Origin of the sequence: Salinivibrio sp. MA440 (genome assembly GCF_001996265.1) — a bacterium.
GTDB classification, from domain to species: Bacteria; Pseudomonadota; Gammaproteobacteria; order Enterobacterales; family Vibrionaceae; genus Salinivibrio; species Salinivibrio costicola.
In genome coordinates this window covers 24,287-38,853 of record NZ_MUFI01000035.1, presented here as the reverse complement: position 1 = coordinate 38,853, position 14,567 = coordinate 24,287, and the positions used below count along the sequence as shown (strand labels likewise).

Annotated in this window: 13 protein-coding genes; 6 read left to right on the top strand and 7 right to left on the bottom strand. The window is 49.2% G+C overall.

From position 1 onward, the window contains the following. The first annotated feature begins 238 nt into the window (after positions 1-238). Positions 239-952 (top strand): DNA mismatch repair endonuclease MutH, encoded by a 714-nt coding sequence (mutH, locus tag BZG80_RS11465; RefSeq protein ID WP_198532944.1) that lies wholly within the window; start codon positions 239-241, stop codon positions 950-952. Positions 953-959: 7 nt separating this feature from the next. On the opposite strand, the gene BZG80_RS11460 is transcribed toward mutH, so the two are convergent. Next, on the bottom strand, positions 960-1,262 hold the full coding sequence (locus tag BZG80_RS11460) for a DUF6482 family protein (RefSeq protein WP_077461734.1): 303 nt from the start codon (positions 1,260-1,262) through the stop codon (positions 960-962). Between the two features lie 208 nt (positions 1,263-1,470). On the opposite strand from BZG80_RS11460, the gene BZG80_RS11455 reads away from it, so the two are divergent. Together BZG80_RS11455 and BZG80_RS11450 are read left to right on the top strand one after the other, a co-directional pair. Continuing rightward, entirely contained in the window at positions 1,471-2,505 is a 1,035-nt protein-coding gene (locus BZG80_RS11455; protein WP_077646817.1) for an NADP(H)-dependent aldo-keto reductase, read from the top strand. Positions 2,506-2,585: 80 nt separating this feature from the next. Continuing rightward, entirely contained in the window at positions 2,586-3,017 is a 432-nt protein-coding gene (locus tag BZG80_RS11450) for a PACE efflux transporter (RefSeq protein WP_077679380.1), read from the top strand. A 34-nt stretch (positions 3,018-3,051) separates the two neighbouring features. On the opposite strand, the gene BZG80_RS11445 is transcribed toward BZG80_RS11450, so the two are convergent. The 5 genes from BZG80_RS11445 to xerD form a co-directional block, all read right to left on the bottom strand. After that, positions 3,052-4,389, bottom strand: coding sequence for a sigma-54-dependent transcriptional regulator (locus BZG80_RS11445; protein ID WP_077576786.1), 1,338 nt, complete (start codon positions 4,387-4,389; stop codon positions 3,052-3,054). 233 nt (positions 4,390-4,622) lie between these two features. Then, positions 4,623-6,131, bottom strand: a complete 1,509-nt coding sequence (gene lysS / locus BZG80_RS11440; RefSeq protein ID WP_077646814.1) for a lysine--tRNA ligase — start codon at positions 6,129-6,131, stop codon at positions 4,623-4,625. A gap of 26 nt (positions 6,132-6,157) precedes the next feature. Further along, positions 6,158-7,256, bottom strand: a protein-coding gene (gene prfB / locus BZG80_RS11435) for a peptide chain release factor 2 (RefSeq protein ID WP_108744121.1) whose coding sequence is annotated in 2 segments (ribosomal slippage) — positions 6,158-7,180 and positions 7,182-7,256 — 1,098 coding nt in all. Because the reading frame shifts where the segments join, the coding sequence is not laid out codon by codon here. A 94-nt stretch (positions 7,257-7,350) separates the two neighbouring features. After that, complete coding sequence (gene recJ, locus BZG80_RS11430; RefSeq protein WP_077679379.1) at positions 7,351-9,081, bottom strand: single-stranded-DNA-specific exonuclease RecJ; 1,731 nt, start codon at positions 9,079-9,081, stop codon at positions 7,351-7,353. Between the two features lie 22 nt (positions 9,082-9,103). Then, on the bottom strand, positions 9,104-9,952 hold the full coding sequence (xerD, locus tag BZG80_RS11425; RefSeq protein WP_217706594.1) for a site-specific tyrosine recombinase XerD: 849 nt from the start codon (positions 9,950-9,952) through the stop codon (positions 9,104-9,106). 189 nt (positions 9,953-10,141) lie between these two features. Here xerD and fldB point away from each other — a divergent pair, with 189 nt between their 5' ends. Beyond that, complete coding sequence (fldB, locus tag BZG80_RS11420) at positions 10,142-10,660, top strand: flavodoxin FldB (RefSeq protein ID WP_025744416.1); 519 nt, start codon at positions 10,142-10,144, stop codon at positions 10,658-10,660. 142 nt (positions 10,661-10,802) lie between these two features. On the opposite strand, the gene brnQ is transcribed toward fldB, so the two are convergent. Next, positions 10,803-12,107 (bottom strand): branched-chain amino acid transport system II carrier protein, encoded by a 1,305-nt coding sequence (brnQ, locus tag BZG80_RS11415; protein ID WP_021023325.1) that lies wholly within the window; start codon positions 12,105-12,107, stop codon positions 10,803-10,805. 310 nt (positions 12,108-12,417) lie between these two features. On the opposite strand from brnQ, the gene BZG80_RS11410 reads away from it, so the two are divergent. Beyond that, on the top strand, positions 12,418-13,122 hold the full coding sequence (locus BZG80_RS11410) for a tRNA1(Val) (adenine(37)-N6)-methyltransferase (RefSeq protein ID WP_241824097.1): 705 nt from the start codon (positions 12,418-12,420) through the stop codon (positions 13,120-13,122). A gap of 106 nt (positions 13,123-13,228) precedes the next feature. Continuing rightward, positions 13,229-14,452, top strand: coding sequence for an ATP-dependent RNA helicase SrmB (srmB, locus tag BZG80_RS11405; protein WP_021023327.1), 1,224 nt, complete (start codon positions 13,229-13,231; stop codon positions 14,450-14,452). Positions 14,453-14,567 lie beyond the last annotated feature (115 nt).

The following is a 14,567-nucleotide window of genomic DNA, read 5'->3' as shown; positions in this document are numbered from 1 at the left end:
TCATTAAATACGCACAGATCGCTCAAAGATCCACCAGTTAGTGAATTATCCACATCGATAGCTCAAAAAAACGACAGATTAGCTCTTTTATCCATTTTTCTCTGATTTTTATTACTGTATATATGATCATGTGCCTCATTTTACGCGCATAAAATGAGGCCCATGTGGATAACTAAAGGACAGTCATGACATTTTCTCTCCAAGGATCCACTTGCAGCACCGATGACAGTTCTCGATAATGCACGACCGTTATGCCCATAAACAGGATCGAGCCACTGTGATACATCCTCCTGAGTCTGAACAGATACTGATGGACCGAGCACTAGAGCTTGCAGGTCTGACGCTGGGTGAAGTGAGCCAGTCACAAGCGATAAGCTGTCCGGAAACACTCTCTCGGGAAAAAGGCTGGATCGGTATGTTACTCGAGACCTGTTTAGGTGCCAATGCGGGGAGTAAGCCTGAACAAGACTTCGCGCATTTGGGGATTGAGCTAAAAACCATTCCCGTCAACCAAAACGGTAAGCCTCTAGAAACAACCTTTGTCTGTGTCGCACCACTCACTGGGATTGCGGGGGTACGTTGGGAAACCAGCCATGTAAGACAAAAACTATCACGCGTGTTATGGGTCCCCGTGGAAGGCGAGCGTGATATTCCCGTGGCGAAGCGACGGATAGGGACCCCCCTGCTGTGGTCTCCTAGCTCAGAAGAAGACGCATGCTTACGCGCCGACTGGGAAGAATTAATGGATTGGGTGGCATTGGGACGCGTGACCGAAATCACGGCACGTCAAGGCCAATACTTACAATTGCGGCCCAAGGCTGCTAATGGCAGCGTACTCACCGACGCCTTTGGATCTCATGGCGAGCCAATTCGAACGCTACCACGTGGGTTTTATTTACGGACACAATTTACCCACCAGATCCTGAGCCGTTACTTCCTCGATCCGCAATAATAGCGCCTTAAAATCGAATCGGCATGTCTTCTCGACACCCAGGCTCCCCACCGGTCGCGAACTCATCATAGGGATCCATTAAGCGTAACACGCCCTGTTCAATACCAAGCGCCTTGAGCTTATCCCCCACTTGTCCCACATGATCAAACTGCATCACCTCGCCGGTTTGATCGGAACGTAACGGCTCGAGCTGCTTCTTGATTTCGACTTCTACCGAATACTTGGCGCCTCCCGCATGAGCCATGATGTAGCATTGCGGACATGACTGGGGATCCGCGCGCATCCACGCCTTGAGTTGTGCATAGTTCATTTGACTTTCCTCTTGTCGCTTTCTTTGGCGCCTGTTGCTACCTGACCCAATACACCCCATCGCCCGGCAATTCATGGCGTCACCCATACAAGTAATGGTTAAAGTTTGCACACCTGTCAAGCCGAGCGGTGCGGTTAAACCGCTTTCGATTAAAGGCAAAATTCTCTACTATGGACTGCCATAGGTCGATTGCAGACAAGGAGACAGGATGCAATACCACCGTTTGCCCCATTCCTCGCTAGACGTGAGTAAAGTGTGTCTTGGCACAATGACATTTGGTGAGCAAAATAGTGAAGCCGACGCGCATGCTCAGCTCGATCTTGCTTTTGAGCGCGGTGTTAATTTTATCGACACCGCAGAGATGTACCCCGTCCCCCCAAGCCAACCTACACAAGGTTTAACCGAGCAATATATCGGTAACTGGCTGGAAAAGTCGGGAAAGCGCGATCGTGTGATCCTCGCCACTAAAGTGGCTGGCCCGCGCAATGTTCCTTACATCCGTGACAACATGTCGCTCAACCGACGTCATGTGCATCAAGCCGTTGAAGATAGTCTGACGCGACTGAAAACCGACTATATCGATTTGTATCAAGTCCATTGGCCGCAACGGCATAATAACTGTTTTGGTAAGCTCAATTATCCTTATCAAGACGAGCATTCTGGGGTGACGATTTTGGATACCTTGGATGCACTGAACGAGCTAGTACAAGCGGGAAAAATCCGTTATATCGGCGTTTCTAATGAAACCCCTTGGGGCGTGATGCGCTATTTGCATCTGGCAGAGAAGCACAGCCTCACACGTATTGTCTCTATTCAGAATCCGTATAACCTGCTTAACCGGACGTTTGAGGTGGGGCTCTCTGAGATCAGCCACCAAGAAGGGGTGGAGTTATTGGCTTACTCACCGCTTGCCTTTGGCGCACTGAGCGGTAAATATTTGCAAGGTGCACGTCCAAAAGGCGCACGCTGTACACTGCATCAACGCTTCGCCCGTTATTTTACTGAATCAGGGCAAAAGGCCACACAAGAATACGTCGATCTGGCTCAGCGTCATGGTCTTGATCCGGCGCAAATGGCGCTGGCGTTTGTGAATACGCGTCCCTTTGTCGCCTCTAACATTATTGGCGCCACCACACTCAAACAGCTAGAGAGCAATCTCGACAGCTTGGATCTGACACTGAGTGATGATGTGCTTGCCGGTATTGATGAGATCGCTAACCGCTACCCTAACCCCTGCCCTTAGATCGCAACACGGCAACCCCTTGGGGTTGCCGTCCATTTCATGTAATCTGGCCGTATTATCCAGCCTAACGCGGCAACTTGATGAGAACACAGGCAGATAGATGGCGCCATGCTATCGGTTTTGAACTAACGGGCTTGATCTTGGTGGTCTTGGGGCTCAATTGGATCCTTGGGGCTGGGATCGGTCACCTTGGCGTGATGGGGGCGATTTTTTCAGTTCTCGCCACCTTCTGGAATTATGTCTACAACATTGGCTTTGATAAAGCGATGTTAGCGCGGCGGGGCTCGGTGATCAAAACCCTCCCCTTGCGTCTGTTGCATGCTTTACTTTTTGAGGCTGGGCTTCTGGTCGCCACTATCCCCTTTATCATGTGGTGGCTGTCGATGAGCTTTTGGCAAGCTTTGCGCATGGATATTGGGCTCGTCATTTTTTATCTGATTTACGCGTTTGTTTATAACTGGCTGTATGACTATTTGTTTCCGATCCCAGCTCCCCACTCAAAACAAGGCTGAGTACATCAACCTTCATACGAATGCGTCAAAAGGTTTATTGACGAAACGTGCGTGGCGCGGGGATCAAATTGTGTTTATTTAAAAGCCGATACATGGTCGCACGTGAAACACCGAGCTCTTTAGCCGCGGCCGATACTTGTCCCTTATTTTCCTCTAGCACAGCAATTAACGCATCGCGTTCCGACTCTTCACGGATTTTACGTAAGCTTTGTTTATAATCACCCTGATGGGGCAAATCTAAGTGCTCCGCATCAATCACCAGATGATCGGCCAGCAATACCGCGCGCTTCACCTGGTTGATAAGCTCGCGCACATTACCCGGCCACGAATAACTACTGAGCACACGCTTGGCTTCATCAGAAAAGGTTCGCGCTTGCGTATTATATTGACGTGCAAACTTAAGCAAAAAATACTCTGCTAACTCAGGCACATCGGACTGGCGATCTTTAAGCGCTGGCATATTAATACGCAGCACATTCAATCGATAATACAAGTCTTCGCGAAATAATCCTTCGGCGACACGCTTCTCTAAATCCATATGGGTGGAGGCAATCACGCGCACATCGAGATCACGATTATATTGGTCATGGGTGATATCTAAGGTGCCTTCTTGCAGCAAATGCAGTAAGTGCCCTTGTAAGTGCAGAGGTAAATCGCCAATTTCATCAAAAAACAAGGTGCTTTTATGACACTGGCGGATTTTCCCTGGCATCTTTTCATCGCCCAGCAACGCATGCTGCATCGACTCATCGGCTAACGCCGAGCATTTCACCGACTCAAACGGCGCTTTCGCACGAGTGGATGCATGATGAATCGCTTGTGCCACTAGCTCTTTACCGGTACCGCTCTCGCCGGCGATTAACACAGACACATCGGTTGGCGCGACACGACGTACTTGATCACGCAACTTTTTCATCGCCGGGCTCGTTCCCTCTAGTCCCATATCACTGTGGTCACCGAGTTGTGGCCAGACATGGCGCTCAAGACGCAGCATACCGAGTTGGTGACCAATGGTACTCATCAGTTGCGAATTAGGAACAGGCGAAGTGAAGTAGTCAATACAGAAACTGACAATAAACTGGCAGATCGCTTCATTAGTAAGCTGATTTTCTCTCACCAAGGCTAACCAACGCACCTGCTTGTTACGGTTAACTAGCGAAGCGACACCATTGAGGCTAAAGTCGTTATGGCTGAGATCGACAATACCAATACAAGGGCCGATATCTTGTAACAATGACTGCGCAGCACGCAAATCATAGCAGCGATGACAATGCCAGCCAGCTTGCTCAAGGGTTGCCAGCCAAGGCTCATAAGCGCCACCGACCACCACGAGTGAGCTTAAGGTTTTGTCACTCCCTGCATCAAATCCCATAACACCTGCCTTACATCCAGTCTGTCATACTACTTGCCAAACAAAGCCTTATTATAAAGATGGCCGATTTTAAATCTGTCTCAATAAAGAGACATCAGCTGGACACCATAAGCATTATTTTAGTCAAATATATGAATAAACCCGACAAAATGTTGAATCTTTGACCTAAATATCGGGTATAAGGCACAAAAAAAGCGGCTCTGTGAGCCGCTTCCATGGTGGTCTTTCCAGTTTTAGCTACCTTGTTGAGGGCGCATCGCTGGGAACAAAATCACATCGCGAATGGTATGTGTATTGGTAAAGAGCATCACCAGACGATCAATGCCAATCCCCTGCCCTGCCGTTGGCGGCAAGCCATGTTCAAGCGCATTAATGTAATCGGCATCGTAATACATGGCCTCATCATCACCTGCATCTTTGGCATCAACTTGGGCTTTGAAGCGCGCATCTTGATCTTCGGCATCATTCAACTCCGAGAAGCCATTGGCCACTTCACGCCCACCCACGAAGAATTCAAAACGGTCAGTCACGAATGGGTTGTCATCATTGCGACGAGCCAATGGTGAGATATCCGCTGGGTATTCGGTAATGAAGGTCGGCTGAATTAATTGTGGCTCCGCCGTTTCACCGAAAATTTCTTCAAGTAACTGGCCAGCCGTCCAAAACGATTCGACACTGATATTCAGTGATTTCGCAATGGCGGCTAGATGATCTCGCTCTTGCACATTCTCATCGTTCAGCGCTTGAATCTCAGCATGATCAGGGTTGTACTGCTTAATCGCATCAAGCATGGTAATGCGTGGGTAAGGCCCAGCAAAATTAATCTCATGTTCGCCATAAGGCATTACAGATTGCCCCATCACTTCCAGCGCCACACGCGATAACATATCTTCGGTGAGATCCATCAGATCGTTATAGTCCGCGTACGCCATATAGAATTCCATCATGGTGAATTCTGGGTTATGGCGTGGCGATAAACCTTCGTTACGGAAATTCCGGTTCACTTCAAACACACGCTCGAAACCACCGACAACGAGACGCTTGAGGTATAGCTCAGGCGCGACACGTAGATACATGTCGATATCTAACGCATTATGATGAGTGGTAAATGGACGTGCTGTTGCCCCACCTGGGATAACGTGCATCATCGGTGTTTCCACTTCCATAAAGTGTTTTTCTACCATGTAGTTACGAATGGCGGTCACCACACTTGAACGTACTTGGAATGCGTGACGTGACTCTTCGTTGACAATCAAGTCGACATAACGTTGGCGATAACGCAGCTCTTGATCAGCCAAGCCATGGAATTTTTCTGGCAACGGACGCAATGCTTTGGTCAGTAGCTGGTAGCGCTCCATGTTGACATACAGATCGCCTTTGCCCGACTTATGCAGCGCACCATGCACGCCAATAATGTCACCAATATCTAAGCCTTGGTACTCGGCTTTCAGCGCTTTTTGTACGTCTTTCGAGGCATAGGCTTGCACACGGCCCGAGACATCTTGTACCACCATAAATGGCCCGCGCTTGGCCATAATACGGCCTGCGATCGTGACTTTGTGATCAAGTGTTTCAAGCTCGGCTTTGTCTTTATCGCCAAACTCGGCCTGTAGGTCTGCGGCAAGATGCTCACGACGGAAGTCGTTAGGATGGCCGTTTGCCTTACAATTTTCACGAATGTGATTCAGTTTGGCGCGACGCTCGGCAATCAGCTTATTTTCGTCTGGTAACTGGTCAGTCATAGAAAACCCTTTACATTAAATCGTGATTACAGGCCAGATTTGAGGCTGGCTTCAATAAATTTATCTAAATCGCCATCAAGAACGGTCTGGGTATTACGGTTTTCAACACCGGTACGCAAGTCTTTGATACGCGAATCATCCAAGACATAGGAGCGAATTTGACTGCCCCAACCAATATCCGACTTTGCATCTTCGTTGGCTTGTTTTTCCGCATTTTGCTTTTGTAGCTCAAGTTCAAACAGCTTGGCTCTTAGCTGTTTCATCGCTTGATCTTTGTTTTTGTGTTGCGAGCGATCGTTCTGACACTGCACCACGGTATTGGTCGGAATATGCGTAATACGGACCGCTGATTCTGTGGTGTTAACGTGCTGACCACCGGCCCCCGATGCACGGTAAACATCAATGCGTAAATCAGAAGGATTGATCTCGATATCAATGTCGTCATCAATTTCAGGGTACACAAACGCAGACGCAAATGAGGTATGACGGCGCCCGCCAGAATCAAACGGCGACTTACGCACTAAGCGATGTACGCCTGTCTCCGTACGTAACCATCCGTAGGCGTATTCGCCCGATATACGCACAGTCGCCGATTTAAGCCCAGCGACATCGCCTTCAGACACTTCGATAACTTCGGTTTTAAAGCCTTTCGCATCCGCCCAACGGAGGTACATGCGGAGCATCATGTTGGTCCAATCTTGCGCTTCTGTGCCGCCAGACCCTGCTTGCAAGTCAATATAGCTATCGGATGCATCATGCTCGCCAGAGAACATACGACGGAATTCAAGCTTAGTGAGCTTTGCTTCAAGGTCAGCCAACTCAGGCTCAACTTCATCAAAGGTTTCTTGATCGTCTTCTTCGACCGCCAGCATCAACAGCTCGTTGACCTCTTCGCCCCCTTGGGTCAAGTGATCGATGGTTTCAACCACTGCCTCCAGTGAAGCACGCTCTTTACCCAGCGCTTGGGCACGTTGTGGTTCATTCCATACGTCGGGTTGTTCTAATTCGGCATTAACTTCTTCTAGACGCTCTTTTTTAGCATCGTAGTCAAAGATACCCCCGAAGGACATCGGTGCGTTCAGCGATATCCGCGAGGCGATTTTTGATTGGATTAATCTCAAACATGGTCAAGCATCTTCATTATTTGCGGAAATTTAACCGCCGAATTTTAGCGAATTGTCGCGCTAATAAACAGGGCGTGATGGAAAAAGCCGCACAATTAAGCCGGCTCAAGGTAAGAAACAATCAGCTGAGCACTGCGATTACCACGAAACTCATTGATATCCAGTCGATAAACGAGGTGAAGCGTTTTGACACTGGGATCCGGCCAGCGACGCACATCCACGTTAAATGCGATCGCATCTATCATGGTGCCACCACCTTCAGGCTCAACCATCAATTTTAAGTGTTTTCCTCCCACCAGCTTTTGCTGTAATACATGAAAGTTGCCATCGAACTGCGGCTCTGGAAAACCTTGTCCCCAAGGTCCGCCAGATTGAATGATCTCGGCAGTCTCTATCCCCAGCTCATGGCTTTGCAGCGCGCCGTCGCTCAATAATACCCCTTTCAGATCATCCTCACTGACCTGCTCGCGCACCTGCGCATCAAACTGCTTGGCGAACGTATCAAACTGTGCTTCGTCGATGGTCAGTCCCGCGGCCATGGCATGGCCGCCAAACTTTTTAATTAACCCGGGATTGAGCGTATCTATCCTATCTAGCGTGTCACGCATATGTAAGCCGGGAATCGAGCGTGCCGATCCTTTGATCAGCCCCTCGCCACCGTCGGCAAAGGCGATCACCGGACGATGAAATTGATCTTTTAAGCGCGACGCGAGAATGCCAATGACACCCTGGTGCCAATCGCGCTGAAATAAGGCCAGTCCCACCGGTAAATCTTGCTCAGAGTGTTCGGCAATCAAGCGCTCGCACCAAGCCACGGCTTCTTGCTTCATACCTTGTTCGATATCTTTACGCGTTTGATTTAACGCATCCAGCTCGGACGCCATCCGTCTGGCCGCATGGATGTTGTCGCACAGTAATAGCTCTACCCCGAAGGCCATGTCATCTAACCGTCCTGCCGCATTGATCCTGGGCCCTAACGCAAAACCAAAATCACTGGCGACCAGTGTTGCCATATTGCGATTGGCGACCTCGATCAAGGCTTGAATCCCTGGCCGACAACGACCTGCTCGGATCCGCTGTAACCCTTGATGAACAAGAATGCGGTTGTTGCTATCAAGCGCCACCACATCCGCCACCGTGCCGAGTGCGACTAAATCGAGTAGCTCAGCCAGATTAGGGATAGCCAAACCTTGTTGCGTAAACCAACCTTGGTCACGCAAGTGCGCACGCAAGGCAAGCATTAAATAAAACGCGACCCCGACCCCTGCTAACGCTTTAGAGGGAAAGTGGCAGTCATCTAAATTCGGGTTGACCATCGCATCCGCATTCGGCAGTTGATCGCCGGGCAAATGATGATCGGTTACCAATACGTGCATACCGAGGGCTTTGGCATGGGCAACACCTGCTAATGAAGATACGCCGTTATCGACGGTCATAATCAGTTCTGCGCCTCGCTCAGCGGCTTGATCAACCACCTCTGGGCTCAAGCCATAACCATCATCAAAGCGATTGGGCACCAAATAATCTACGCGTGTCGCGCCCATCATACGCAGTGCTTTCACTGATAGCGCCGATGAAGTCGCGCCATCAGCATCAAAATCTCCAACGATTAAAATAGACCGATGGGCCGCCAAGGCTTCGGCAAGCAAGTGTACGGCGGTATCGATCCCTTTGAGCGCTTGATATTGATGGAGCCCCGCTGCGCTGCGATTTAGCTCGCTATCTGTTTGTAGCCCACGGTGCGCATATAAACGCTGTAAGAGCGGAGGAATGGCATCGCTGAATGCTGGCGTGACTGACGGCGCCCGTCTTTTTATTTCTATCATGAAGTGATTACCAATTTGCGGATTAACCTCGAGGATGATGCGCTTGATGAAGCTGTTTCAAACGCTCCGTCGCCACATGGGTATAAATTTGCGTCGTTGAAAGATCACTGTGTCCCAACAACATCTGGACTACCCGCAAATCCGCACCATGATTAAGCAGGTGGGTCGCGAAAGCATGTCGAAGGACGTGTGGAGATAAATCATCGGTCTCAATACCGGCCAGTTGAGCATAATATTTAATTCGATGCCAAAAAGTTTGTCGTGTCATTTGCCGCGCGCGTTTACTCGGAAAAAACACATCGGTGCTGGTTTGGCCCAATAAGACGGGACGACTGTGAGCTAAATACTGTTCGAGCCAATCCACCGCCGATTCACCCATCGGTACTAACCGCTCTTTATCGCCCTTCCCTGAGACACGCACGACACCTTGGCGAAGGCTCACGGTTTCAGTGGTGAGTTCAATTAATTCGGTTACACGTAGCCCGGTGGCATAGAGTAGCTCTAGCATCGCTTTATCTCGCAACTCTAACGGATCGCGCGTGTTCGGTGCCTCTAATAAATCGTCGATCTGCGCTTCAGTTAGATCTTTTGGCAATCGTTTAGGTTGTTTGGGACTTATCAGCGTCGCACTCGGATCGTCGGGACGCAACTTCTGACGGTATACATATTGAAAAAGCCGACGTAATGCCGACACCATTCGGCTGCGAGAGCTGGACTGGTAGCCTTGTTCGTGTAACCAATACTGATAATCTTGTAAATCTTGCTTACTCACTGCCACCAATGCACGACGGTCGAGCCAGTGACAAAGCTTGAGTAAGTCGGCACGATAGGAATTTAAGGTATTCTCGGATAACCCGCGTTCCATCCACATGGCGTCCAGGAACTGTTCGATTAATTCAATGTTTTTATTCACGTTCAGCCTGCTTGGTTATAAATCGGAAAATACGTGGTTTGCCGGGATAGGGACGGCCAACATTATACAAAATGTCGCCAGCCCTTGCTGGATCAAATTGCCGTTCAACAGGTAAACTGCCCGCATGATAAACAACAGAGTCGCGCTATGAAAATCGGTCTTTTTTATGGCTCTACCACCTGCTACACCGAAATGGCCGCGGAAAAAATCCGTGATTTTATCGGTGACGATCTGGTCGAGCTCCACAATGTTAAAGAAACGCCGCTCGCCAAGATGGCAGACTATGACTTACTACTGCTAGGCATTTCCACCTGGGATTTCGGCGAACTCCAAGAAGACTGGGAAGCCGTTTGGCAAGATATTGATAGCTTGCAGCTAAACGATAAAGCCATCGCCCTGTTCGGTTTAGGGGATCAGGAAGGCTACGCGGAATGGTATCTCGATGCCATGGGCATGCTTCATCAGCAGTTGCAAGGTTGTGGCGCGCAGTTTATTGGCTACTGGCCTACCGCAGGCTACCGCTTTGATGCATCCAAGGCGGTGACGGAGGATGGTAAACAGTTTGTCGGCTTAGCCCTCGATGAAGACAGCGAATACGATCTCAGTGATGAGCGCATTCAAACCTGGTGCGAGCAAGTGCTGGTAGAATATCAGGCAATGCTTTAGCGCGCACTGCGTGCAATCAATCCGACGCTGAACACTTGCTAAACGTGAGCGCTTGAATCGCCTAGGCGGTGATAGAGTTACCACTACCATAATAAAAAAACCGCGCTACTTGGCGCGGTTTTTTTATCTTAATGCAAGGCGATTACGCTTCGGCTAAGGCCGAGTCTCGGGCGCCAACAAACTTGGCCACCACCATGGCGACTAACGTCGGCAGTAACCACGCCATACCGACATCAAACAATGGCAAGAAGTTGAAGGTGCTCATATCGACTCCCATTACTTTTACCGCATCGAGTAAGCTAAATACCAAGGCAACGCCCATCACTAAACGATAACCCAGTGCTGGATTCGGCAACCAGCGACGAATAAAGGTCAAGCCAATCAGGGCAATCGCGACGGGGTATAAAGCGAACAACACCGGAACGGAAATGGCGATTAACTGCTTTAGGCCAACATTGGCAACCACGGCACAGACGGTTGCCACCACTACCACCCAGCGGCGGTATGTCCATGAAGTCAGTGAGCTAAAATAGTCTGCACATGCGCTGACCAAGCCAATTACCGTGGTCAAACACGCCAAACCGATGATGGCGGCAAGGATCATTTGTCCAACCGGACCAAACAGCGCATCCACATAGGCGGCCATGATTTCGCCACCGTTTTGTGTCCCCTGTGCCACCACACTCGCGGTTGAGCCTAAATAAAACAAGGAAACATAGACAAACGCTAAGCCTGCGGCAGCAATAATGCCGGCGTAAATCAGATACATGCAGGTCGCTTTGTTGTCTTCAATACCTTTTTTGCGGATAACATCGACAATCAACATACCAAACATCAAGGCGGCGAAGGTATCCATGGTGTTATACCCTTCAAGAAAACCGGTCGTCAGCGCATTCTCAACGTAACTTCCTTGCGCGGCGGCCACCTCACCTTGTGGATTAACAATCACCGCGATCGCCAAGATCGCTAATGCCGCAAATAATAAAGGCGTCAAGAATTTACCGATCGTGTCGATCAGTTTTCCTTGCGAAAGAGAGAAAAACATCGCGGCAGCGAAAAAGACAACAGAAAACGCACCCAGCTCAAGCTGTCCAGGCGATGACAAAAAAGGCTTAAAACCAATCTCGTAAGCGACCAATCCGGCACGAGGCGCCGCAAAAGCCGGGCCAATGATAATAAAAATCAACACTGCCATCAGGGTCGCGACACCGGTTGGCAAATCACGAGTGAGCCCTTTCCAGCCCCCTCCTGCGATGGCAACGGCGATAATACCAATCAGCGGAAGACCGACGGCAGTGATCAAAAATCCGATCATGGCGGCGGTGTAATGGTCGCCAGCTAACATGCCAGCTTGTGGTGGAAAGATTATATTTCCCGCGCCTAAGAAAAAGGCAAAGGTCATAAAACCTAACGCTAAAATATCTACTAATTTTAAACGTTTAGTCACGATGAATACCTACAGCTTTAGAGGGTGTTTGCAAATGAATAATCTTTCGCCCATCTGAAACGCTGATTTATAATATTTTGTTTCAGACGATAGGCGGAATGCAGAATAATGAACAAGTTCCCTGTCACAGTAAAGGCATTGGCAAAAAACCTTGTGATCTTCTGCTTTAGCAATAACAATCAGCTCAATAAACTGGCTAAATAATTATCTCTGGCATTTTTCAATAACGATATCTTGCAACACTCTGATCACATTAAAGCAAAAAATGCTATCGGCTTGCTGACCAAACTACGGAGACACTGAGCATCTTGTGAGTCAATTTCGATTTAAACAGTTCACGATTGAACACAGTAACTGTGGCATGAAAGTCAGTACCGACGGGGTGCTGTTAGGGGCGTGGGCCGAACCGAATCAGGCACAACACAGTTTAGATATAGGGACTGGCACCGGATTATTAGCCCTTATGTTGGCACAACGTTTTCCTAACCTGGCAATGACAGCCGTCGACTATGACGTGTCAGCGTTTCACTGTGCATACGACAATGTGGCAAGGTCACGGTTTGTGGATCAAATTCAGGTACAACAGACCGATATCAACACCTATCGCAGCCCGCATCTATGGCCTCACATTGTGTGTAATCCGCCGTATTTTACCAGTGGTATTTCATCAAAAAACAAGCAACGTGCGATCGCCAGACACACGCAAACGCTTAGCCATGAAGATTTAGTTCACTGCTTGGCTCGTCTTTTAACGCCAACAGGATGTGCTGATCTGATTTTACCCCTCAAAGAAGCCGAGGCGTTGATCGAACAGGCCGCTGAATGTGGTCTCTACTTACGCCGCTATGTCCGCGTGAAGCCTAGCTCGAATAAACCGCCATCACGATTATTGTTCACTTTAAGTCCCACGACGGGCACGCTAAGATCTGATACGATCACCGTGCGTGATCAACATGGCGACTACACCCAAACGTTTGCCGCCTTGACGCGCGCGTTTTATCTCAAATTGCCGTAAGCAAAACATCGCAGTGTAGGACAACCCGTATTGGTGATGACGCGCTGCCTATTTACACCATTTGCGTCTATAATGCCGCGCTTAACTATCCTTGGAGAATTACCCTGTGCGAAGCTTTGCCGAACTAGAGCTGGATCCTGAACTGCTCAGTGCACTCGACGATATGGGCTATCAGCGCCCAACGCTTATCCAATCGGAGGTCATCCCCCATGGTATGGATGGGCGCGACATCCTCGCGTCGGCACCAACCGGAACGGGAAAAACCACGGCTTTTTTGCTGCCAATGCTGCAGCACTTGTTAGATTTCCCACGGCAAAAGCCAGGACCAGGCCGCGTGCTTATTCTGACCCCCACGCGTGAACTGGCAATACAAGTCGCTGATGAAGCGCGTGCATTAGCCAAAAACACAAGTCTAAAGGTGTTCACCATTACGGGCGGGATTTCGTATCAAGAGCACGCCGAGCAATTGGGAAAAACCCAGGATATTGTCGTCGCGACCCCAGGTCGCTTAATGGAGTACATCGAGGCAGAGCGTTTCGATTGTCGCGCCGTTGAGTGCCTTATTCTCGATGAAGCAGATCGCATGTTGGATATGGGCTTTGCCAATACGGTCAATCGCCTATCTGATGAGTGCCAACGTCGTCGTCAGACCATGCTATTTTCAGCAACACTTGAAGGTCGCGGGGTTAGCGGATTCACTGACAGTCTTTTGGACGAGCCAGAGTTAATCGATGTCACTCCTCCTCGCCGTGAACGCAAAAAAATCACCCAGTGGTATTACCGTTGTGACGACTTCAATCATAAACGCGCGCTACTCAAAGCCATTGTGAACGATCAAGCGGCGCGCGCGATTGTCTTCATAAAAACACGTGAACGCTTGGCGGAACTTCGCGAGTATATGCAGTCACAACAACTCGAATGCGCCTGGATTCAAGGTGAAATGCAACAAGCCAAACGCAATAATGCCATCAGCCGTTTTAGTGAGGGAAAAGTGCGTATTCTCCTCGCGACCGATGTGGCCGCTCGCGGCATTGATGTGCCTGATATAACCCACGTGATTAACTACGATCTTCCGCGGACTGCCGATGTGTATTTACACCGTATTGGTCGCACAGCACGCGCGGGTAAGAAAGGATCTGCCATTTCGCTGGTTGAGGCCCACGATCAGCCCATGATGGATCGGATCACCCGTTATATGGATGAAGATATCAAAGAGCGAACCATTGATGGTTTGAAGCCAAAACATAAAAAAGCAGAGCACAAAAAGAAAAAAAAGAAGCAAAGCGATAAAAAGACAACCACAGCTAAAAAGCCCAAAAAACGCAAATAGATTTAGACATCCATCCGTCACACTGACTGGCTGAAATATAAGGATTTACTCAAGGAGGCCCTACACGGTCTCCTTTTTTTCGCCTGTCACGTCCATTTTACTGCACACTAAACGA

What these genes read in the sequence shown, in the direction of transcription:
- mutH (WP_198532944.1), top strand. Translation starts at nt 239, where the DNA reads ATGCACGACCGTTATGCCCATAAACAGGATCGAGCCACTGTGATACAT.
- BZG80_RS11460 (WP_077461734.1), bottom strand. Translation starts at nt 1,262, where the DNA reads ATGAACTATGCACAACTCAAGGCGTGGATGCGCGCGGATCCCCAGTCA.
- BZG80_RS11455 (WP_077646817.1), top strand. Translation starts at nt 1,471, where the DNA reads ATGCAATACCACCGTTTGCCCCATTCCTCGCTAGACGTGAGTAAAGTG.
- BZG80_RS11450 (WP_077679380.1), top strand. Translation starts at nt 2,586, where the DNA reads ATGAGAACACAGGCAGATAGATGGCGCCATGCTATCGGTTTTGAACTA.
- BZG80_RS11445 (WP_077576786.1), bottom strand. Translation starts at nt 4,389, where the DNA reads ATGGGATTTGATGCAGGGAGTGACAAAACCTTAAGCTCACTCGTGGTG.
- lysS (WP_077646814.1), bottom strand. Translation starts at nt 6,131, where the DNA reads ATGACTGACCAGTTACCAGACGAAAATAAGCTGATTGCCGAGCGTCGC.
- recJ (WP_077679379.1), bottom strand. Translation starts at nt 9,081, where the DNA reads ATGATAGAAATAAAAAGACGGGCGCCGTCAGTCACGCCAGCATTCAGC.
- xerD (WP_217706594.1), bottom strand. Translation starts at nt 9,952, where the DNA reads ATGTGGATGGAACGCGGGTTATCCGAGAATACCTTAAATTCCTATCGT.
- fldB (WP_025744416.1), top strand. Translation starts at nt 10,142, where the DNA reads ATGAAAATCGGTCTTTTTTATGGCTCTACCACCTGCTACACCGAAATG.